At 54.0% G+C, this 21,713-nt stretch carries 14 protein-coding genes; 5 read left to right on the top strand and 9 right to left on the bottom strand.

The window, feature by feature from the left end; all coding sequences use genetic code 11:
• Positions 1-7 precede the first annotated feature (7 nt).
• The 8 genes from FH871_RS00575 to FH871_RS00540 all read right to left on the bottom strand — a co-directional run bounded on the left by FH871_RS00575 (position 8) and on the right by FH871_RS00540 (position 8,407).
• Positions 8-1,336: an MFS transporter gene (locus FH871_RS00575; protein WP_138989406.1), complete on the bottom strand. Its 1,329-nt coding sequence runs from the start codon at positions 1,334-1,336 to the stop codon at positions 8-10.
• 170 nt (positions 1,337-1,506) lie between these two features.
• A complete protein-coding gene (locus FH871_RS00570; RefSeq protein ID WP_138989405.1) occupies positions 1,507-2,622 on the bottom strand; it encodes an ABC transporter permease in 1,116 nt (371 codons plus the stop codon).
• On the bottom strand, positions 2,619-3,725 hold the full coding sequence (locus FH871_RS00565; protein WP_138989404.1) for an ABC transporter permease: 1,107 nt from the start codon (positions 3,723-3,725) through the stop codon (positions 2,619-2,621). The genes FH871_RS00570 and FH871_RS00565 overlap by 4 nt, the downstream gene beginning before the upstream one ends.
• Positions 3,726-3,728: 3 nt before the next feature.
• Entirely contained in the window at positions 3,729-4,463 is a 735-nt protein-coding gene (locus FH871_RS00560) for an ABC transporter ATP-binding protein (protein ID WP_138989403.1), read from the bottom strand.
• Positions 4,464-4,468: 5 nt separating this feature from the next.
• Complete coding sequence (locus FH871_RS00555) at positions 4,469-5,392, bottom strand: ABC transporter ATP-binding protein (protein WP_138989402.1); 924 nt, start codon at positions 5,390-5,392, stop codon at positions 4,469-4,471.
• 112 nt (positions 5,393-5,504) lie between these two features.
• Entirely contained in the window at positions 5,505-6,434 is a 930-nt protein-coding gene (locus FH871_RS00550; RefSeq protein ID WP_138989401.1) for an HlyD family secretion protein, read from the bottom strand.
• A 20-nt stretch (positions 6,435-6,454) separates the two neighbouring features.
• Positions 6,455-7,720: a TolC family protein gene (locus tag FH871_RS00545; protein ID WP_138989400.1), complete on the bottom strand. Its 1,266-nt coding sequence runs from the start codon at positions 7,718-7,720 to the stop codon at positions 6,455-6,457.
• A 69-nt stretch (positions 7,721-7,789) separates the two neighbouring features.
• Entirely contained in the window at positions 7,790-8,407 is a 618-nt protein-coding gene (locus tag FH871_RS00540; protein WP_138989399.1) for a TetR/AcrR family transcriptional regulator, read from the bottom strand.
• Between the two features lie 259 nt (positions 8,408-8,666).
• Here FH871_RS00540 and FH871_RS00535 point away from each other — a divergent pair, with 259 nt between their 5' ends.
• Positions 8,667-12,722: a two-component regulator propeller domain-containing protein gene (locus tag FH871_RS00535; RefSeq protein WP_138989398.1), complete on the top strand. Its 4,056-nt coding sequence runs from the start codon at positions 8,667-8,669 to the stop codon at positions 12,720-12,722.
• A 199-nt stretch (positions 12,723-12,921) separates the two neighbouring features.
• Here FH871_RS00535 and FH871_RS00530 read toward each other — a convergent pair whose 3' ends face one another.
• Positions 12,922-14,823, bottom strand: a complete 1,902-nt coding sequence (locus FH871_RS00530) for a glycoside hydrolase family 88 protein (RefSeq protein WP_138989397.1) — start codon at positions 14,821-14,823, stop codon at positions 12,922-12,924.
• A gap of 198 nt (positions 14,824-15,021) precedes the next feature.
• Between FH871_RS00530 and FH871_RS00525 the strand changes: the two genes are divergently transcribed.
• The 4 genes from FH871_RS00525 (at position 15,022) to FH871_RS00510 (ending at position 21,506) form a co-directional block, all read left to right on the top strand.
• Positions 15,022-17,685, top strand: coding sequence for a cation-transporting P-type ATPase (locus tag FH871_RS00525; RefSeq protein WP_138989396.1), 2,664 nt, complete (start codon positions 15,022-15,024; stop codon positions 17,683-17,685).
• Positions 17,686-17,770: 85 nt separating this feature from the next.
• Complete coding sequence (rhaM, locus tag FH871_RS00520; RefSeq protein WP_138989395.1) at positions 17,771-18,085, top strand: L-rhamnose mutarotase; 315 nt, start codon at positions 17,771-17,773, stop codon at positions 18,083-18,085.
• 276 nt (positions 18,086-18,361) lie between these two features.
• The gene (locus FH871_RS00515) at positions 18,362-19,441 is read left to right on the top strand and encodes a glycosylase (RefSeq protein ID WP_138989394.1); all 1,080 of its coding nucleotides are present in this window, start codon (positions 18,362-18,364) and stop codon (positions 19,439-19,441) included.
• A gap of 55 nt (positions 19,442-19,496) precedes the next feature.
• The gene (locus tag FH871_RS00510; protein ID WP_138989393.1) at positions 19,497-21,506 is read left to right on the top strand and encodes a beta-L-arabinofuranosidase domain-containing protein; all 2,010 of its coding nucleotides are present in this window, start codon (positions 19,497-19,499) and stop codon (positions 21,504-21,506) included.
• The last annotated feature ends 207 nt before the right edge of the window (positions 21,507-21,713 follow it).

Below are 21,713 nucleotides of genomic sequence, written 5' to 3'. Positions count from 1 at the left end.
AAAACCATTAAGCCACGGGTGCTACCGGCGTACTTGAACTGGAGAGTTCGATCAGCTTATAGCGCGGAACCAGCAGGTGCATCACCAGCCAGGCCAGCAGATACCCAAACCCGCAGATCAGGAACATGATGTAATAGCCCGTTTCCAGGTGCCCGAGTGCCTTGTAATGGTCGAACAGTTTTCCCGCCAGTTTCGAAAAAGCCATCCCACCAAGTCCACCCGCCATCCCACCAATCCCAATGACGGAGGCCACGGCTTTTTTCGGAAACATATCCGAAACCGTCGTGAAAATATTGGCACTCCAGGCCTGGTGGGCCGAGGTAGCAAACCCGATGCTCAAAACCGCCAGCCAAAGGCCCATACTGCCCAGATACTGGATAAAAACCGCCGGAATGGCACAAAGGGCATAAATGAACATGGATGTTTTCCGCGCCCGGAACACCGGAAACCCTTTTTTAATCAGGTTTAGAGGCAACCAGCCGCCAAAAATACTGCCGATACTGGCAATCGTGTAGACCACGGCCACTGGCAACGAAGCCGCACTACCTTCCAGTCCGTATTCGGCTTTCAGGAAGGCGGGCAACCAGAACAGATAAAACCACCAGATGGGGTCGGTGAGCATTTTGCCGATCACGAACGCCCAGGTTTGGCGGAACGTCAGGAGTTTAAACCAGGAGACTTTTTCGGTCGAAGTTTGATCTTCCGTTTGCTCATCCTGATCGCTGTTGATGTAGGCCAGTTCTTCCGGGCTGACTTTCTTGTGCTTCGCGGGCGTATCGTATATGGTAATCCACAGGATTAACCACAGAAACCCAATCGCACCGGTAATGATGAAGGCCCATTGCCAGCCCCAGAATTCAGCGATGAACGGCACGGAAAGGGGCGCCAGGATGGCCCCGACGTTGGTACCGGAGTTGAAAATACCGGTGGCCAGTGCGCGTTCTTTTTTGGGAAACCACTCGGCAATCGTTTTGACAGCCGCCGGGAAGTTGCCGGATTCACTCAGTCCCAAACCGGCCCGGGCAATGCCAAAGCCGAAGGTTGTTTTGGCAAAAGCCGTCAGCACACCCACAATACTCCAGGCGGTCAGCGAAATGGTATAGCCTATCTTGGTTCCGAATTTATCGATCAGACTTCCTGCGCCCAGCATCCCAAAGGCGTAGGCGAGCTGGAAAACCACCACCAAATCTGCATAGTCTGATTCCGACCAGTTAAAATCTTTTTCCAGGTCGCCTTTCAGCAAACTGATGACAACCCGATCCAGGTAATTAATCGTCGTTGCAAAAAACACCAGAGCACAAATCGTCCAGCGGTACCTTCCAATGGCTTTATTCATGAGAAAAAAGAGTAGAATTCAGGTACAGAAAGCAGGTGGTAGTGGTTATCTACTTTGAAAATTTGCTACACAGAGTTAATCGGAGAAAAAGGGAGTTTATCAGAGAAATTGTTCTATAACTCTGATAACCCCCCCTTTCTCCGATTAACTCTGTGTGACAACAGCGCGTCTCAGACCGTTTTTCGATACCGCCACGACGCCAGCAGCAACAGCCCGACGGCCATGCCTGCCAGCACGAAAAACGGGCGGCTGACATCGGTGAAGGTGCTGCCTTTCAGCATCACATTCCGGCCTACTTCGATGATGTATTTCAATGGGTTAAACCAATTGAGCCACTGCGCCCAGACCGGCATGTTCTCGGTCGACGCAAACAAACCGCTCAGGAGAATGAAGAGCACCAGCAGGAAAAACGAGACAAACAGCGCCTGTTGCTGGTTTTCGGCCAGGGTGGAAATCAGCAAGCCCAGCCCCACGCACAAAATCAGAAAGAGGAGGGCAAAAACGTACATCAACGCAACGCTGCCTTCGATCCGGATTTGAAATAAAAACCGCCCCAGCAGCAAACCAACCGTGAATAAACCCAGTCCGACGATCAGGAACGGAATCGATTTTCCCAGAATAAACTCGTGCTTGCGGATGGGCGTTACGTTCAACTGCTCCATCGTTCCGATTTCCTTTTCCCGCACGATGTTGAGGGCCGACACCAACCCGCCCACCAGCAACAGGAGTTCGAACAGAACGCCCGGCACCATAAACGTTTTGTATTCCAGTTTCGGGTTGTACCAGTACTGATTTTCAATCGTTAGTTGCGGCCCCCCGCCCGGCGAAACCGCCCTGGTCTCAGCCACAATATCGCTGCTGAAATCCCGGATGATGGCCGTTGCGTAGCCGTTGGCAATCCCGGCTTTGGAACCGTCGATGGCGTTGACCAGCAACTGAACGGCGGTGCTTCCCGCCTTTTCCAGATCGCGCTCAAAATGGGGTAGAATCACCAGAACCAGGTCGGCATCACCCGCCAGCAGCGTTTGCCGGGCCTGTTTGTCCGATGATAGATAACCGGTTAGGTTGAAATTGTCGAGGTGCCGGAATTTGCCGACGAGCCGTTGCGAATACGTCGTATGATCGCCATCGATCACGGCAATATTCAGGTTTTTGACTTCGTAATTGGCCGCATACGACAGCAGGATCAACTGCATGATCGGGGCCAAAATCATGATCCGGAGCAACACCGGATTCCGGCGAAGCTGGCGAATCTCCTTTTCAACCATATACCAAATCCGGTTCATGACAGGCGGGTTTTTAAGTTGCGCAGGCTCAGGCCCATGGATAAAACCGACATTCCGACCAGCACCAGCGTGGGTTGCCAGAGATACCGCAAACCGGCGCCCTTGATCATGATGCCTTTCACGATGCTGATGAAATATTTCGCCGGAATGAGGTTGGAAACGAGCTGAAGCGGTCTGGGCATGCTTTCGATGGGAAACATAAAGCCCGACAGAAAAATGGTCGGCAGCAACAGCGCCATCAGTGACGCGAACATCGCAACCAGTTGGGTATCAACGATCGACGAGATGAAAATGCCGATCGATAACGACAGGAAGATGAACAGCAATGTTTCGGACAACAACAGCACAAGACTGCCATTCAGCGGTACTTTCAGGACAAAAACGCCGAGTGCGATGATGATGCAGCCGTTCAAAAATGACAGGAACAGGTACGGCACGACCTTTCCCAGCAAAATCTGCCCCTGACTCAGTGGCGATACCATCAGCACTTCCAGCGTGCCGGTTTCGCGTTCGCGGGCAATGGTCACGGAGGTCATCAGGGCCGAAACCAGCAGCAAAACCATGGCCATTACGCCCGGCACAAACACGAACGCGCCCTTCAGTTCGGGGTTGAACACCATGCGGCTGCGAACGTCGATGGTCAATGGCGGCTGAACGGTTGGGTTGAGGTCCGTGGTGTAATCCCGAATGATCGCCGTGGCATAATTGGTCAGGCTGATGGCGGTATTTTGCTCGGTGGCGTCGGCCAGCAACTGAATCTGCGCGCTGCGGCCGTGTTCGTAGTTTTCCGTAAAACCGGCCGGAAACACCACCGCCAGTTTGATTGTACCCTTCCGAAACGCCCGTTCGATGTCGCCGTTCGAGCGCAGGTTTTCCCGCAACTGAAAATACCCGGAAGCCAGTAACTTGTTGGTAATCTGCTGCGAATGGGGGCTTTTGTCGTTGTCGAGAATCGCAATACCGGCGTTTTTGATTTCGTTCGTGAGTGCAAATCCAAACAGCAACACCTGCACCAGCGGCAACCCGAACAGGATCAACAGCGTCCGGCGGTCGCGCAGGATGTGGAAGAATTCTTTCTTGACAAATGCGATGAAGCGGTTCATGGGTTATTTCGTCGACGTTCCTCTGGCTAAAATCTGGAAAACAGCATCCATTGAATCCACATTGTAGGCGGTTTTCAAACCCGATGGCGTGTCTAGGGCTTTCATTTTCCCATCCACCATAATCGACACGCGGTGGCAGTATTCGGCTTCGTCCATGTAGTGTGTGGTGACAAAAACCGTCGTTCCGCCGTGGGCGGCTTCGTAGATCAAATCCCAGAACTGTCGGCGGGTGATGGGATCGACACCACCGGTCGGTTCGTCCAAAAACACAATTTTGGGTTCGTGAATCAGCGCCACCGAAAAGGCCAGTTTCTGCTTCCAGCCCAGCGGCAGCGACGCCACGAGCGAATCGGCAACGGTTTCGATGCCCAGTTTCCGCAAAATCTGGTCGGTTTTCACCGGAATGTCCGCCCGGCGTAATCCATAGATACCGCCGTAAAACCGGATGTTTTCACGAACCGTCAAATCTTCGTAGAGTGAAAACCGCTGACTCATGTAGCCAATGTTCTGCTTGATCTTTTCAGACTGGCGATAGACGTCAAAACCGGCGACAGTCGCTTCGCCCGACGACGGTTTCAGCAAACCGCAGAGCATCCGCATCGCCGTGGTTTTTCCGGCTCCGTTCGCGCCCAGAAAGCCAAAAATCTCGCCCTGCGCCACGTCGAAGGTGATCGCGTCGGTCGCAATGAAACTGCCGAATTTTTTGGTCAACTGGTGGGTATGAACTGCGTTTTCCATGATTATCAGATGGTTACCTCCGGTTGGGTCATCAACGCCATAAACGTGTCTTCGATGCCCGGTTGAATGGGGTGGATTTCAATGTCTCGATGGTTATGGTCCAGCAAATACGAGCCGATCTGCCAGTCAAAAACGTCGGCCGATTTCACCGTCAGGTGCAGAAACTCGCCGAACGCATAGCAGGATTCCGCAAACGGAGCCAGCCGCAGATCCTGAATGAGTTGGTAGGTATCGGCTGCCCGAACGGCGTACAACGGTTTCGTAAACCGGGTCGTAATCGCCGACGGCGTATCGACCGCCAGCACGGTTCCGGTCTGCATAAAGGCCACCCGGTCGCAGCGGCTGGCTTCGTCCATGTAGGGCGTGGAAACCAGCGTCGTCAGCCCGCGTTCGTTGAGTTTGCGGAGCATATCCCAGAATTCCTTGCGGGAAACCGCATCGACGCCGGTAGTCGGTTCGTCCAGAAACAGGACTTCGGGCTTGTGAATCAGGGCACAACAGAGGGCCAGTTTCTGCTTCATGCCCCCGGAAAGTTGTCCCGCCCGGCGGTCTTTGAACGGTTCCAGTTGCGAATAAATCTCCTGAATCAAGTGGTAGTTTTCCGGGATGGTGGTTCCGAAAACCGTCGCAAAAAACGCCAGATTTTCCTGTACGCTTAAGTCGGGATACAACGAAAACCGCCCCGGCATATACCCCACCAGTTGCCGCAATGCTTTGTAGTCCTTCACCACATCATACCCCGCCACCGTTGCCCGGCCCTGGTCAGGCAGCAACAACGTCACCAGAATTTTGAAAAGGGTGGTTTTCCCGGCTCCATCCGGCCCGATCAGCCCGAACAACTCGCCCGGCCGGATCGACAGGGAGACGTCAGACACCGCCGGCCTGTCGCCGTACGATTTCGAGAGGTTTTCAATGCTAATTGCGTCCATGATTTGACTGTTTATGGTTTACAGTTTTCGGTTTTCGGTGGCTGACGCGTTAGAATTTCTGTATTAGCGAAGAATGCGTCAGCTACCGAAAACTGTAAACCGAAAACCGACCTCATAACCGAATTTCCCCCGGCATCCCGATCTTCAATCCGCCGTCGTTTTTTACCTTCACTTTCAGGGCGTACACCAGATTGACACGTTCGTCTTTGGTCTGGATCACCTTGGGCGTAAATTCAGCTTTGCTCGAAATCCAAGTCACGGTTCCGGTGTATTCTTTGAACTGATCGTTCGGTGCATCGACCAGCACCTTCACCGGCTGACCGGTTTTGACCCGCACGAGTTGGTCGCCACTGATGTAGGCCCGAAGCGTGATCTGGTTCAGATCGGCCACTTTGTACAGCGGTTTTCCGTAACTCGCCACCTCCCCGGTTTCGGCCAACTTGACGGTAACCGTACCTGCCGATGGATTCACAATCGTTGCTTTTTTGATCTGGTCGTCGATCTGCCGGATTTGTTCTTCCAAAGGGGCTTCTTCCGACAGCGTTCCGCTCCGCTGGGTCGTCAGGGCCGATTGCTGGGCCGCCCGTTGCTGACGAATCAGCGCAATCTGTCGCTCGATGACGTCGATCTGGGCAACCAGGTCATCCAGTTGTTTCGTCGGAGCCGCCCCGGCGGCAATCAGGTTCTGGGTACGGATTTTCTCGCGCTGGAGTGTTTTCAGTTGCTGTTCCTGAACGGCAATCTGCTGGTTAAAAGGCGACAGTTGAGCCGGAATGTTCGGGGAGCGGCTGGAAACCGCCCGCCGACTGGCCAGCAACTGTGCTTTCCGAAGCTGGAGTTGCAACGGGTCAATCTGCCCGACGGCCTGCCCGGCTTTGAGCGTCTGGCCTTCCTCAACCGACAATTGTTGCAACGCGCCGGTGGCCTCGGCGGAGACGATGGTTTCGACGGCTTCAAAATTGCCGTACGCGTCTGATTGCGGCTCGGTTTTGCAACCCAACATACCGATCAGAAAAGCGGAAGTAATTAGAGTGGATTTCATGGAATGGCTGGTCTGTGTGGTTAATTTCCGGTTAGCGTACGGTATTGAACCTTCGCCAACAGCAGTTGCAGTTCGTGGGTTTTCTGGTTCAAAAGGGCCAGGCTTTCGGCGTTAAGTTCGGACGCATAATCGCGGGCGGCCAGGGTTCCGTTGTCGAGTTGCACGCTGGCGGTTTGCCTGATTATCGATCGTAAGGCACTAATTTCCCGGTCTTTGTCCAGCAGGGCGCCGATGCGGTCAATCTCGGTTTGCTGTTGCCGAAGTTGCAGCGACAGGTTCCGGTCGAACACCTTCTGCTGAACGCCGATCTGCTCCCGGTTGAGCGCCAGGACCGTCCGGTCGTTGCGAAGCGTGTAGGCCGACGACAGGTTCCAGCTCAACCGGATGCCCCCGATAAAAAAGCCCCGAAAGTCGTTGTTGAGGAAGTTCAGTGCCGGTCGGCCCGCACCGCCCTGGGCAAACGCGCTCAGCCGGGGTTTCAGGCGGTTGTTCATTAGTTGCAGTTGCGCATCGAGCAGCGTCCGTTGCGACTCAAAAAGTTTTTGCTCCGGGCGGTTTAGCGACAGATTTGCCGATAGGGTTTGCGCTTCTTCCACCACGAGCCGCGTGCTGTCGGTGATCGTCAGGCCGGTTAGCATGGCGAGCTGGTCGCGCAGGCCCCGGCGGGTGGCTGCCAACTGGGCCAGTTGCTGTTCGGCGTTCAGCACTTCGGCTTTTAAAATAGCCACGGTAACGGTGGCAACGGCGCCAAACTTTACCCCGGACTCGGCTTTTACAAGGCGGTTTTGCAGTTCTTCCAGCCGGTTTCGGGTCAGGCGGGTGTTTTCGTCGGTTAAAAGACTGTTCAGGAAATAGGCGTTTACCTGGTCTTTCAGGCGGTTTTGATCGACGGCTACCTGCTGCAAACTCACCGCCGTGCTGGCCCGTTGAACCTGTTTCTGGAGCGTCGTCTGCTGACCGTCGAACAGCGTGTAACTGACATCCGCCGTCAGCTTATACTGATCCTTGCTGAGCTGCGGAATCATTACGTTTGGCAATTCGATGGGCAGTTTGGTCACTTCCGATTGCCAGCTTGCCTGCCCGTTGACACCCACCTGCGGAAGCCGCCGGTTTTTGTCCAGATTCGCTACGGTCAGATCGCCGGTTTGCTGCACCAGTTCGCGTTGGCGGTTCAGCGGATCATGGGTCAGGGCAGCGGCATAGCCTTGTGCCAGCGTCACCACCGACTGCCCCCGGGCCGCCCCCGTCAGCCACAATCCCAGTAAAAGTGCGGAGATCGATTTCATACAATCAGCTTTAAAAATTTATTCTAAATTGTTTTTCTAAAAAGTAATTTAATAACCATCCAAAAAAAATCAGGTGGGTTTCAGGTACGCCATAACAGTCTCAAAAACAATTACTTTCCGTTCTTCCAGGAAAGCGCGGTAGGCCGTACTGTCCAGGCTGCCGATGTAAGCGACAATGGGTTTCGCCATGAACGGAAAGATCAAACTGCCGAGCAGCGTCACGATGAGTTGCAAGGGCTTCACCTTCCGGATTGTCCCTTTTTCGCTTTCCACCTGCAATTGTTTGGTAAAAAAGGACGACTCAACAACGGACTTTATATTAAGTTTTTCAAATATTTCGCTGCTGTTTTTCTGAAGTTCAGACAGCACAAAAACCGGCATATGCGGGTTATCGAGCAGAAAATCAGTATAGTTATCGACTACTTTCCAGACTTTAATCTCCAGCGGCACCTCTTCGTTCAGGATAAACGTTATCCGGCCCAGAAACGAACCCATCGTTTCCATGAAAATGCTCTGAAAAAGCTGCTCCTTCCCCCGAAAGTAATAATTCACCATCGCCATGGTCGTGCCGGACTCCTCGGCAATGTGACGCAGCTTCGCCCCGTCGAATCCGCGCTCCAAAAATACCTTCTTGGCGGCTTCCTTGATCTTCTGCTCGGTGTTTTGCTCGGTCTGTTTCGGTTTCATCGGCACAAAGGTATGGATAGAGTCAATTTGTTAAAAACTTTTTTAATAAATATTTTTAATTGTAGCACAGAGGTGATCGGAAAAAATTGCTGGTTAATACGGGAAAAACCGCCGGGCGGTCCCGTTTACGCAATAACCGGTTCAATCGGTTGTCGCTTGTAGCAAGTGGGCTATATTTGTGATAAACCAGGGGATAGAATACTAAGCTGTACAGCATCCATAGTCGTATTTAGTCATGTCAAAACTGTCGGCATTCTGTATGGTACGTCCGTACTGGCTCATCCTTTTAGTCATACCGTTCCTGCGTTCCTACGCGAATCTGCCTCCCCGTCTTTCTGAAAAATCCCCGATCGCCAATCAATTTGAGCATCTGTCGGTAGAAGATGGCTTATCCAATGACTTCATAACGGCTATTCTCCAGGATCGGGACGGTTTTATGTGGTTTGGGACGGGGGAGGGCCTCAATAAATACGATGGTTCTTCCTTCACGGTTTTTAAACCGGATCCCAATCGGCCAACCCGCAGCTTTCAGAATGGCTACATCATGGGCCTGTGTGAAGGCGATTCGACCCAGCTTTGGGCGGTTACCAGGGGGGGCGGATTGCATGAAATCAACCGGAAAACGGGGGGCGTCATTCCGCATCCCATTCAGGCCAACCAGGCCAACCGGTGGAATAACCAGCATTCCATCTTCATCGACCAGCAGCGCATCATCTGGATCAGCGCCTATGCGGGTCTGGCCCGCTATGACCCGGCCAGACACCATTTCACCCTCTACCCGTCTCCCGTTGCCGATGTGCCGGTAATTACGGCTTTTGAAGACCGACAGCATCGTTTCTGGGTCGCCACCCACCAGGGATTGTACCTTTTCGACCGCCCGACCGGAAAATTCACCCCGGTGGCGGTTCAGGGATTGAAGGGACCCCAGCCCTCCTTCCAATCGTTTTACCTCGATGAGAACGATGTGCTCTGGCTGGGTACGGCCCTGGCGGGCTACAGTCTGTTCAAACTCGATCTGCGCAGCCAGCCGTGGAACCTGGTTCCCTACAACCCGCGTGGAGAACTTCATTCCTTCGTGTGGCGGAACACCATCCACCGGGATTCCACCGGGATTATCTGGATCGGAACCACCAAAGGATTGCAGGGAATCAACCCGGCCAGCGATCAGGTTTTTACGTACCAGTCTGACCCAAACCGGTACAAAGGCCTGGCCAGCAGTAGCATACAGGCCATCTGCCACGACCGGTCGGGCATGATCTGGATCGGAACCAACAACGGGATCGACCGGCAGGCTGTGAACACCAAGCCTTTTTCCACCTACCAGGTAAAGGCCAATGAGCGGAGGGCCCATGTACCCGAGAACAGAGCATACGCCGTCTTTAAAGACAGGCACGGTCAGCTCTGGTTTAACAATTCACCCGGAATATACCGACTCTCCGCCGATCAAAAACGGCTTGACCCCATACCGCCCGAAAAGCTGGGCGCCGTGGGAGATCACTACAACGAGGTGAGATCGTTCTTACCCGACGGGAAGAACGGAATCTGGCTGGGATCGTACGATGGTTTGTACCACTTTGATCAGGCATCCGGACAGTTTACGGGATATCCGTCGGAAATGCCGGCCCAGTTTATTGCGGTTCAGCAAAAGGAAGGGAAACCGCAGGGTGATGTCTGGATTGGGGGCGATGGCGGTTTTGCTTCTTTCAATGTCCGGACGCATCGATACACTTACTACCGCTATCAACCGGGAAAACCGGGTGGCATCCCCGACCGGTTTGTGTATGGGCTTCTGGTGAGCCAGACCGGTGCGGTATGGATCCTGATCCACCGGTTGGGCCTGTGCCGGCTAAATCCCGAAACGGGCCAAATAACCCGCTATGCGGCCGGCCCCAAAGGACACCTGAGCAGCAACGACGTTCGAACCATCTACGAAGATCCGAACGGAATAATCTGGATCGGCACCTACCTGGGCGGTTTAAACCGGTTCGACCCGAAGACCGGCCTGTTTTCTACGATCACCCACCAGGAAGGCATCCCCGGCAACACCATCGTCGGCATCACCGGAGATGCGTCGGGGCATCTCTGGCTCAGTACCAACGACGGTCTTTGCCGGATCGATCCCCGTACCAAAGCCATTCGCAGCTACCAGGTTTCGGACGGCTTACCCAGCAACAACTTCAAGCAAAATGCCGTCTTCCGACACGGCAATCAACTCATTTTCGGCAGTGAGAATGGCATTGTCCAGTTCGACCCTGACCAGGTTCGCGATGACATCCGTCCTTTTCCGGTTTATGTTACCGGCCTGACGGTCATGGACAAACCCCGGAAAATCACCGGAGACGTTATTCATCTGCAACACGACGAGAATTTTTTGTCGATTGCCTTTGCCGCGCTGGCCTATGAGCAACCCCGGCAAAACCAGTATGCCTACCAACTCGTTGGAATCAACCCCGACTGGGTTCAGAACGGAAACCGTACCGTGGTCAATTTTACCAGCCTGCCACCGGGCCACTATACATTCCGGGTAAAAGCCGCCAACAGCAATGGGTTCTGGAGCCCGCACGAAGCCGCTATTCAGGTGATTGTCCAGCCGCCCTGGTGGGCCACCTGGTGGGCCTACAGCCTTTACGGACTGGCGGTTGCCGGAGCAATCTGGGGGTATATCCGGATTTCTACGAACCGGTTCCGACAACGCCAAGAGCTTGAACTGAACCGTCGGCAGGCCGAGCAGCTCAAAGCCGTCGATGAGCTGAAAACGCACTTTTTTTCCAACATGACCCACGAGTTTCGTACCCCTCTGTCGCTGATCATCGCGCCGGTGGAGAAACTGCTCCAGGAAGGCCGGTTCGATGGTCCGATGCTCCGGCTGATCCACCAAAATGCCGAACAGCTCCTGCGGCTGATCAACCAATTGCTGGATATTGCCAAACTGGAGGGGAATCACATGACGGTTTCGCCCATGCAGGGCCGGGTCAGCGACTTCATCCACCCCATCGTCGCGGTTTTCCAGCGGGCCGCCGAGCAAAAAGGCATCACTTTAACCTGTACGATGGACCACTTTCCCGCCCAGGCGCAGCTTTTCGACGCAGACAAGTGGGAGAAAATTCTGACCAATCTGCTCGCCAATGCCCTCAAATTTACCGGGGCGGGGGGAAGCATCACCCTGACCGTCGCGCCCGTGTGGGCAGCGGACGAAATGACGGGGGTTCAATTTCAACTGGTCGATTCGGGCATCGGCATGGCTCAACAACATATTCCGCATATATTTAACCGGTTTTATCAGGCCGACACCTCCACTACCCGCACCCATGAGGGCACCGGCCTCGGGCTGGCGCTGGTTCACGAATTGATTCAGTTACTCGGTGGCCACATTGCCGTGGAGAGTGAGGTAGGGGTAGGAACCCGCTTCAACTGGACGCTGCCTGTCAGCCCGGTCACCAATATCGACCATCCCCGGATCCGGGTGTCTGGTGAGCCGTTGCCTGTTGCCGACCCACCGATACCGCTTGATCACCTTTCCGGTACGAGCCCGTCACCGGAGGGAAAGACCGCTCCCCGCATTTTGATCGTGGAAGACAATCAGGAGTTGAGGGAGTTTCTGGTGGGTGAACTGACCGCTTCCTATCAGGTTTTACAGGCGGTTGACGGGCAGCAGGGGTGGGAGGTAACCCAGGCTGAACTGCCCGATATCGTTCTGACGGATGTGATGATGCCCCGACTGGATGGCCATGAATTGAGCCGACTCATCAAAGGCCATGCGGATACCGATCATATTGCCGTTGTGATGCTAACGGCCAAAACCGCCCAGCCGAGTCGGCTACAGGGGCTACAGGAAGGAGCGGATGATTACCTGACCAAGCCTTTCAGCATGGCCGAACTGCGTCTGCGGCTTCAAAATCTGCTCAATCGACAGCAACGACTCCGTGAACGCTACCAGCAACAGTTTTTGGCAAGCGCTACCGCTCCATTGGTGGAAGGGGAGGTCACACACCCCTTGCTGGAACGGATTTATGAACTCATGGATGAGCGACTCGATGATCCGCAACTGAGTGTCGAGTGGCTGGCCGATCAACTCGCCATCAGCCGTCGTACGCTTCACCGGAAAGTAATCAGCTTAACGCCCTGGGTGCCCAACGAACTCATCCGGCAGTATCGGATCCGGAAAGCGGCCCGGTTGCTCCAGGCGGGTCATACGGTGTCTGAGACGGCCGACCTGGTTGGTTTTAGCACTCCTTCTCATTTCGCCATGGTTTTCAAAGAGGTGTATCAGCAAACTCCCACCGAGTTCATGACCAGTCCTCCAAAAAGCCCCTGATGCCCTGACTTTCCGGCCTTTTCCGGGTAAATGTCCCCAATTTGACAGCATCTGTCCCCAATCCGACAGCCTGCCAGCCGGCAAAACAGCACCTTTGTCCTGTTGATAATGTGTGCTATCCACACCATTTTTTTCAAAAACCCACCGTATCCTTTTAGTCTTTGCTGCCCTTGCGAAACAGCCGACCGGAAAGCCAACTTCACTTCCGTACCTGCTCCAGCAGCCACGCTCCCAACTCTTTACTTGCTTTGTAGTTTTCGTAAACCGCCGGAATGATCCGGCCATCGGTGTATTCATTGTAGAGCCAGGGGTCACCGACGGCAAAAACCGTCCCTTTTCCCACTTTCGCCACCGCCATGATGACGTCGCCCTCTACCGAAACGAGGGCTTTGGCCGGGGCTTTGAGATCGAGCGTCGCCAGTTCCTTGATGTAAACCGCTTTCGTTTCCTTAAAAACCGGGTTGCCAGCCGGAATCGTCACCTTGCCCTGCTCCCAGTTTTTGCCCTTCACCATGTTGCGGTTTTTGTCGGTAAACCGGATGCCGAAGGTCTGCGCCAGTTCGTTGAAGTGCTTCGTTTCGCAGTTGGCGGTGTCATTCGCCATAATCACCAGCACCCCACCGGCTTTCACCCATTCGTCAATTGCCTGGATGTCTGCCGACTGGATGTAGTTGGGTTTGGCGGTTTCTTTCGGCGAATCGGGATCGACGATGATGTATACGCCGATGCCTTTCAGCGATTCGGCGGTCGGCGCGGTTCGAACCGGGACGGTTTTGGCGCCCAGTTCACGGAAAGTATTGCCCCAGTGCCAGAATCCCGAGTGCATCCGGTCTTCCCAGGTGTAGTGAAACTGTTCGGTTTGACCGAGTAAATCCTTGCGAAATTCGTGGTTGAAGTGGTAATCGACGGCCACGGTTTTGCCGGCACCGAGGGTCAGTTCCGGGGCAATTTCCATTTCCAGACTCGCCATGATAAACGGCCCAACGCCCTTCAAGTCATTTTTGCGGATCGGTTCGCTCAGGTAGTATTCGTAGCTGCCGTCGCGGTAGGGCGTTCCCCCCAAGCCGCCCACGCTGACGGTGCCGTTGAGGTTGAGGGTCCCGTTCGGGGCTTCTTCAATGAAATTTTTCAGAATTCCCTGATAGCCTTTCTGCGCCGAAGCCAGAAACGACTTGTCCAGGTATCCCATCCGCACGGCTTTCGCCAGCGTATACACAAACATGCACGACGCCGAAGCCTCAATGTAATTGCCTTTCCGGGTTCCCTGCGTGGTCATCTGGTACCAGCAGCCGGTTTTGGGGTCCTGGTATTTTACCATCGGGGTTGCCAGCCGTTGCAGGTAGCTCACCAGATTGGCGCGTTGGGGGTGGTTTGTCGGGAAATAATCCAGTACATCGACCAGCGCCATGCCGTACCAGCCAATCGACCGGCCCCAGAAGTGGGGCGACTGCCCGGTTTTCGGATTCGCCCATTTCTGCTCGCGGCTTTCGTCGTAGCCGTGGTAGAGCAGCCCGGTTTTACCATCGACCAGGTGTTTTTCGATCAGCGCAAACTGTTTGGCGATGTCGTCGAAGTTTTCCGGCTGGTTGAACACCCGGCTGAACTCGGCGTAAAATGGCTCGGCCATGAACAACCCGTCGAGCCACATCTGGTTCGGATAGCGGTTTTTATGCCAGAAACCGCCTTCTTTCGTGCGCGGCTGTTTGGCCAGTTGATCGCGTAACAAAAAAGCCGCTTTCTGGAATTTTTCCTTGCCCGGCAGCGACTGCTGGGCGAGCATCAGCAACACGCGTCCGGTCGTGACGTTGTCGATGTTGAACTCGTCCATTTTGTAAGTGCGGATGCTGCCGTCTTCGCGCACAAACTGGTTGATGTCATTCAGAATATACGAATAGTATTTGCTGTCGCCGGTGCGGTACCAAACCCGTTCAAAGGCTTTCAGAACCAGTCCTTGTTCATAATCCCAGCGGGCGGTTTTGTGGTTTCCAATCAGAATCGAATCTTTGTGCCACGTCATGAACGAATCGGCCATGCGCTGGGAATACGGTTTTTGCTGGGCGAAAGCGCAGGTAGTGAACAGGATCAGAAATAGATATTTCATGGCATGTTTAAATTGAGTGGTATCGCAGAGTTGAGCAGAGAAAATGAATAACTTCGCTCAACTCCTTTTTTCTCCGCTCAACTCCGCGATACCACTTAAAGTAAATTCTACGACTTTCTACCAATTCAAAGCGCTGTTAATTTGGCGGTTTCGCCAGAAAATTGGTTATTACCCAAGCCTCATTTTCCTATCCACGTTATGTCTACGATTACAACTCCCGAACATCCGCATCAAATTCCCATCGACCAGTTGCTGCAGGATCTGAACGTCGATCTCAAAACCGGGCTGACCGCTGAAGAAGCCAAAAACCGCTACGACGAATTGGGACCGAATGCGTTGCAGGAAGTTAAACGCGAAAGCGCCGTAACGATTCTGCTGCGGCAGTTCACCGGCGTCATTGTCTACATTCTGGCGGCAGCAGCCGGTATTTCGTTTTTTCTGGGCGAAACCGTCGAAGGCTTTGCCATCATTGCGGTTTTGCTCGTCAACGCCGTAACCGGTTTTTTGCTGGAATGGAACGCCCGGCAGTCGATGGATGCGCTGCGAAAAATGGACACCACACCCGCGCGGGTGTTGCGCGACGGCCGCATCCGGGAAATTTCGTCGGAAGAAGTCACGCTCGGCGATATCCTGGTCGTAGAAGCCGGTGATCTGGTAGCCGCTGATGGCAACCTGTTCGAGATCAGTCAGTTGCAGATTGACGAATCGGCCCTCACCGGTGAATCGCTGCCCGTTGACAAAAACACGGAAATTCCGCCGGACGAGTCTCCCCTGGGCGACCAGCACAACCGCCTGTTCAAAGGAACGCCCGTGACGGCGGGCAACGGCCGGGCCATCGTGACGGGCATCGGGCAGCAGACGGAACTGGGCAAAATTGCCACGATGGTGAAAGATGCCAAACGGTCGGCCACACCGCTGGAAGCGAAGCTGGATTCGCTGGCGAAAGTGCTGATCTGGGTGACCGTCGGACTGGCGGCTCTGTTTCTAATCGTTGGATTGATCCGCAAAGAAGAACCGCTGCGGCTGATCGAAACCGCGCTGGCCCTGGCCATTGCGGCCATTCCGGAAGGCATGTCGGTGGTGGCTACCATTGCGCTGGCCTACGGCATGTTGCGGCTGGCGGAGAAGAAAGTGATCGTCAAACGGCTGTCGGCCGTTGAGACGCTGGGCGGAACCAACGTTATTTTTACGGATAAAACCGGCACGCTGACCCAAAACCGCATTGAGGTCAACACACTCGAATTGCCGGATTTTCACGCCGAGATCAGGGCCGATGCAGAAGCCAAAAAGCTGGAAGTGGTGGAGGGTGATCAGGCCGTCACGGAATCCGATGCCTACCAGCAACTCATCCGCGTGGGCGTTTTGTGCAACAATGCGGACTACGACATCGTAAAGGGAAAACCCAAGGAAGTGGGCGATCCGGTGGAAGTTTCGCTGCTGAAATTCGCCATTGCCGCCGGTCACAACCCCGACCGCATCATCCAGAATTTTCCGCGCAAAGCCGAACAGGCCTTTAGCTCGGACACCCGGATTATGGGCACGCTCCACGCCCACGACGGCGGTTATTTTGTGGCCGTGAAAGGCGCGGCAGAGGAAGTGTTGGAGCGCTGCAGGTCGCTCAACGAACAAGACCGGAAGGCCTATTATGACATTTCCGAGAAAATGGCCGTCGACGGGCTGCGGACGCTGGCGTTTGCGTTTCGGGAAACCAGCGAAAAACCGGGTGACGATTTTACCGATGGCGACCTGACGTATGTCGGCCTGATCGGTTTCCTCGATCCGCCCCGCACCGAAGTAACGCCCGCACTCAAAGCCTGCCGGGCTGCGGGCATCAAGGTCATCATGGTGACCGGCGATCACCCCGCAACGGCCCTGACGATTGCGTCCAAAGTGAACCTGATCGAACCCGGCGAAGAAATTGTCCTGACGGGCAAAGACCTCAAACCGCTGGATCAACTGACGGAAGCCGACAAAAAGAAACTGCTGGAATGCCGGGTGTTTGCCCGCGTCAGCCCGGCCCAGAAGCTGGACATGATCGACCTGTATCAACAACAGGGCGATATTGTGGGCATGACCGGTGACGGCGTCAACGATGCGCCCGCGCTGAAGAAGTCGGACATCGGGATTGCGATGGGCTTGCGCGGTACGCAGGTGGCCGCTGAAACCGCCGACATGGTGCTGAAAGACGACTCGTTTGCGTCCATTGTGGCCGCTATTGCCCAGGGACGGGTCATTTTCGAGAACATCCGCAAGTTCGTGCTGTTCCTGCTGTCGTGTAATTTGAGCGAGATTTTTGTGGTGACGTTTGCGGGTTTTCTGAACGTTGGCAATCCGCTGCTGCCGTTGCAGATTCTGTTCATCAACATCGTCACCGACGTGTTCCCGGCTTTGGCGCTGGGGGTGGGGCGCGAGAATTCAAGCCTGATGCACCAGCCGCCCCGCGACCCGAAAACGCCGATTATGGATACCCGTGACTGGCGCATGGTGGTTTTTTATGCCCTGGCCATGACGGTTTCGGTGCTGGGTGCCTACTGGATCGGCACAACCCAACTGGGGCTGACGGCAAAGGAAGGCAACAACCTGACGTTCTACGCGCTGTCGTTTGCGCAATTGCTGCACGTTTTCAATCTGCGGTCCGGCCATTCGTTTTTTGTCAACGAGATTACGCGAAACCGGTATATTTGGTACGCCTTGCTGTTGTGTCTGGTGATTTTGGTTCTGACGTACTACGTGCCGTTTTTAAACCAGGTGCTCAGCATTCAGCCCATGACCAGCACCGAACTCTGGCTCATTGCCGCAGCCGGTCTGGCACCGGTGGTGTTGGTGCAGTTGGTCAAAGGAATAATGCGATTAGCCAAATAGAATAACGCAAACGAATCGCTTTTGGTAATTCAAGTCAACCAGGGGCCGCGAACGCAAAACCAGGACTTTTCTAGACCCAATTAAAATGCAGGAAGTTGCTTTTACCATGAAACTCAAACCCGGCGTGGAGGCTGAGTACCAACGCCGTCACGATGAAATCTGGCCGGAATTGTCGCAGGCACTGACCGAGGCCGGTATCCGGGATTATTCCATTTTTCTCGATCGGTCGAGCGGGATTCTGTTCGGTGTACAGAAGCGCGAGGAGAATCATACCGCCGATCAGTTGCCGGGTTTGCCCGTGATGAAACGCTGGTGGGCGTATATGGCCGATTTAATGGACACCAATCCGGATCAGTCGCCGGTTGCGATTCAATTGGAGCGGGTTTTCCATATGGATTAAACCCAATTGTGGATCAAATCAAATCTGCTAATTATCCCGTAGGGATTCAACCGCGCAGCGTCGGTAGAAAATGGGTATATCATGCTTCCGCGTGCCGTCAGGTACGCAACGATTCGCAGAAATCCAACGGTCGCGTACCTGACGGCACGCAGATGTGGAGATAACCGAACTTACTTCTACCGACGCTGCGCGGTTGGATCCCTTCGGGATGAGCATAGATCCGTTCACGGAATGGCAGTTGGGGAATTGGATCGTTTTACCTTTTGGTCAATTAAAATGAAAAAATGGATTGCCGGTGTTTTCTTCGTGGTCATGGCCTTGCCGGGCATTGGCCAGCCAAAAAATCCTGCGGCAACCGTCCCGGACGAAAAGATGCGGGCGGTTTTTGAGGAAGTGAAAACGCCTTACAAATACGGGATTGTGCTGCCCCAGCCCGACAAAGGCCGGATGGTCGATAGTCCGACGGTTTTCCGAAAAGGCGACAGCTGGTACATGACCTACATCATTTTTGATGGAAAGGGCTACGAAACCTGGCTGGCAAAAAGCGCCGATCTGCTGCACTGGAACACCCTGGGGAAACTGATGTCATTTGCCGATAAAGACTGGGATGCCACGCAGAAAGCCGGTTATGTCGCTTTGATCGACACGGACTGGGGCGGCTCCTACGAACCCGAAAAATACCGGGATCGCTACTGGTTGTCGTATTTGGGCGGCTCCGAAAAAGGCTATGAAGCAGGTCGGTTAGGGGTTGGTATCGCAAACACGACCGATTTGACCACACCGAAAGAAGCCACCCGGTTGCCGCAACCGGTGCTGTCGGCGGTGGATCAGGATGTGCGCTGGTACGATAACCAAACCATCTACAAGAGTCTGATCATTCAGGACAAGGCGAAGAAAACCGGGCATCCGTTTGTGATGTATTACAACGCCAAAGGTGAAAAACCGGACAACAAAGGAGCCGGTTTCGAAAACATCGCGATGGCGGTTTCCAACGACATGACGCATTGGAAACGTTTTGGGCAGGAGCCGTTGATTACCCGAAAAACCGGCATTTGTGGCGATGCGCAGATTGCTAAAATCGGTGATGTGTACGTGATGTTTTACTTCGGTGCGTTCTGGAAACCGGGCGCGTTCGAGCGGTTTGCGTGTTCCTACGACCTCGTCAACTGGACCGACTGGCAGGGGGACGATCTGATTGCGCCCTCAGAACCGTATGACAAAACCTACGCCCATAAACCGTGGGTCATCAAGTGGAAAGGCGTCGTCTATCATTTCTACAATGCCGTTGGCGACCAGGGACGCGTCATTGCCGTGGCCACTTCGAAAGATCTGGGAAAGAGTGAATTGGGGAAATAGATTCTGTCGCGGGAGCGGCAGTTCAGCAGGAATAAAACCATCGCAGGGGCTCAACATGAAACTGAAATCGATTCTTTCCATTCTCTTTGCAGCGTTTGCTTTTACGGCCGTCGGGCAGGTAAAAAAGCCGGCAATGTATATGAACAGCCGCGCTCCGTTGCGACAAAATCCGTATCTGGAATTGCCATTGGGCGCCATTAAACCACAAGGCTGGCTGCGCGAAATGTTGATTCGCCAGAAAAACGGCGCTACCGGGAATCTGGATAAGCTCTACCCGCTGGTCATGAATGAACGAAACGGCTGGCTGGGGGGCGACGGCGATCAGTGGGAGCGGGGACCCTACTGGATCGACGGGCTGTTGCCGCTGGCGTATATTCTGGAGGATAAAGAGCTGATTGCCAAAACCAAACCGTGGGTGGAATGGGCCATTAGAAGCCAGCAGCCGGACGGCTATTTTGGTCCTTCGAAAGATTACGGCCCCGAACCGGGTGTGCAACGGAACAACAGCCGCGACTGGTGGCCCAAAATGGTGATGCTCAAGATTTTAAAGCAATATCATTCCGCGACCGGCGATCAGCGGGTCATCACCCTGATGACGAATTATTTCAGGTACCAACTGAAAGAACTACCCCGGAAACCGCTCGATCACTGGACGTTCTGGGCGCGGTATCGGGGGGGCGACAACCTGATGAACGTGTACTGGCTTTACAACCAAACCGGCGATCAATTTCTGCTCGAACTGGGCGATCTGATTCATAAACAGACGTTTGATTACACGAATGCGTTTCTAAACACCGACCTGCTTTCCAAAGAAGGCAGCATCCATTGTGTCAATCTGGCGCAGGGCATGAAAGCTCCGATTATTTATTACCAGCACCACCCGGAACAAAAGTATTTGGAGGCAACAAAAAAGGGGTTTGCGGACATTCGCAAATTCAACGGCATGGCGCACGGGCTGTACGGGGGCGACGAAGCCTTGCACGGCAACAATCCAACGCAGGGGTCCGAATTGTGTTCGGCGGTGGAAATGCTGTTTTCGCTGGAAAGTATGCTGGAAATTACCGGCAATGTGAATTTTGCCGATCAGATCGAGAAAATTGCTTTCAACGCGCTGCCCGCCCAGATTTCCGACGATTTTATGGGTCGCCAGTATTTTCAGCAGGCCAACCAGGTGATGGCGACCCGGCACATGCGCAATTTCGACGTCAACCACCACGGAACGGATCTGTGCTTTGGCCTGCTATCCGGGTACCCGTGCTGCACGTCGAACATGCACCAGGGCTGGCCGAAATTCACGCAGAATTTGTGGTATGCTACCCCGGACAAAGGCGTGGCGGCTCTGGTGTATGCCCCCAGTGAAGCAAAAATAACCGTGGCGAATGGCACGGAAGTTTCGTTGAAAGAAGAGACGAATTACCCCTTCGAAGAAACCGTTAGGTTTACGCTGACCACCGGGAAAACCATTGCGTTCCCGTTCCACCTGCGCATTCCGGAATGGTGTAAAAAAGCCTCGATCAAAATTAACGGCCGGGTTTGGCAGGAAGTCAACGGCAACCAGATTGTGCAGATCAAGCGGGAATGGAAAACCGGCGATGTTGTTGAATTGAACCTGCCGATGCATCTGTTTAAAAATACCTGGTACGAAAATTCCGTATCGGTAGAACGGGGCCCGATCACCTACGCGCTGAAAATGGGTGAGGAAGTGAAGAAGGTGAAAAATGACAAAGATCCGATTGAATATGGCGATTCGTATGAGGAAGTACGGCCCACAACGCCCTGGAATTACGGTTTAGTGGAAGTCGCGGACAAGAATCTCGAAGCGGCTTACAAAATTGAAAAGAAAGGAGCGGTTTCGACGTTTCCGTGGAATCTGGAAAATGCGCCGATTCAGATTAAAACGAAGGCCCGGCGCATTCCGTCCTGGCAGCTCTACAACGAAATGACCGGCCCCATACCCTACAGCGTCATGTATCAACTGGAAGCCAGCTCTGAGGAAGAAGAAATCACGCTGGTGCCGTATGGCTGTACCCGTTTGCGGATTTCCCAGTTTCCGGTGGTGAGGTAAAGGGGTTCGGCTCAATCTGTAGCATACCTTATTCAGTAGCTTCATCCCCGAGCGGCACCCACTTTCTTTTCCGTTTCAGAATAGCCTGCACACGAACGATTAATTTATCCTAGGTCGCTGGCCTGCTTCAGTCGTTGTTCTCCGCGCGAAATGCGTTCGCTTGTCATGATTTTACAACTTTTTTCTGCTAGTTCTGTTGATGGTAAC

It is taken from the genome of Larkinella sp. C7 (assembly GCF_006149005.1).
In the GTDB taxonomy this organism is placed as follows: domain Bacteria; phylum Bacteroidota; class Bacteroidia; order Cytophagales; family Spirosomataceae; genus Larkinella.
The sequence above is the reverse complement of the archived record's forward strand: the minus strand, read 5'-3'. Positions and strand labels throughout refer to the sequence as shown.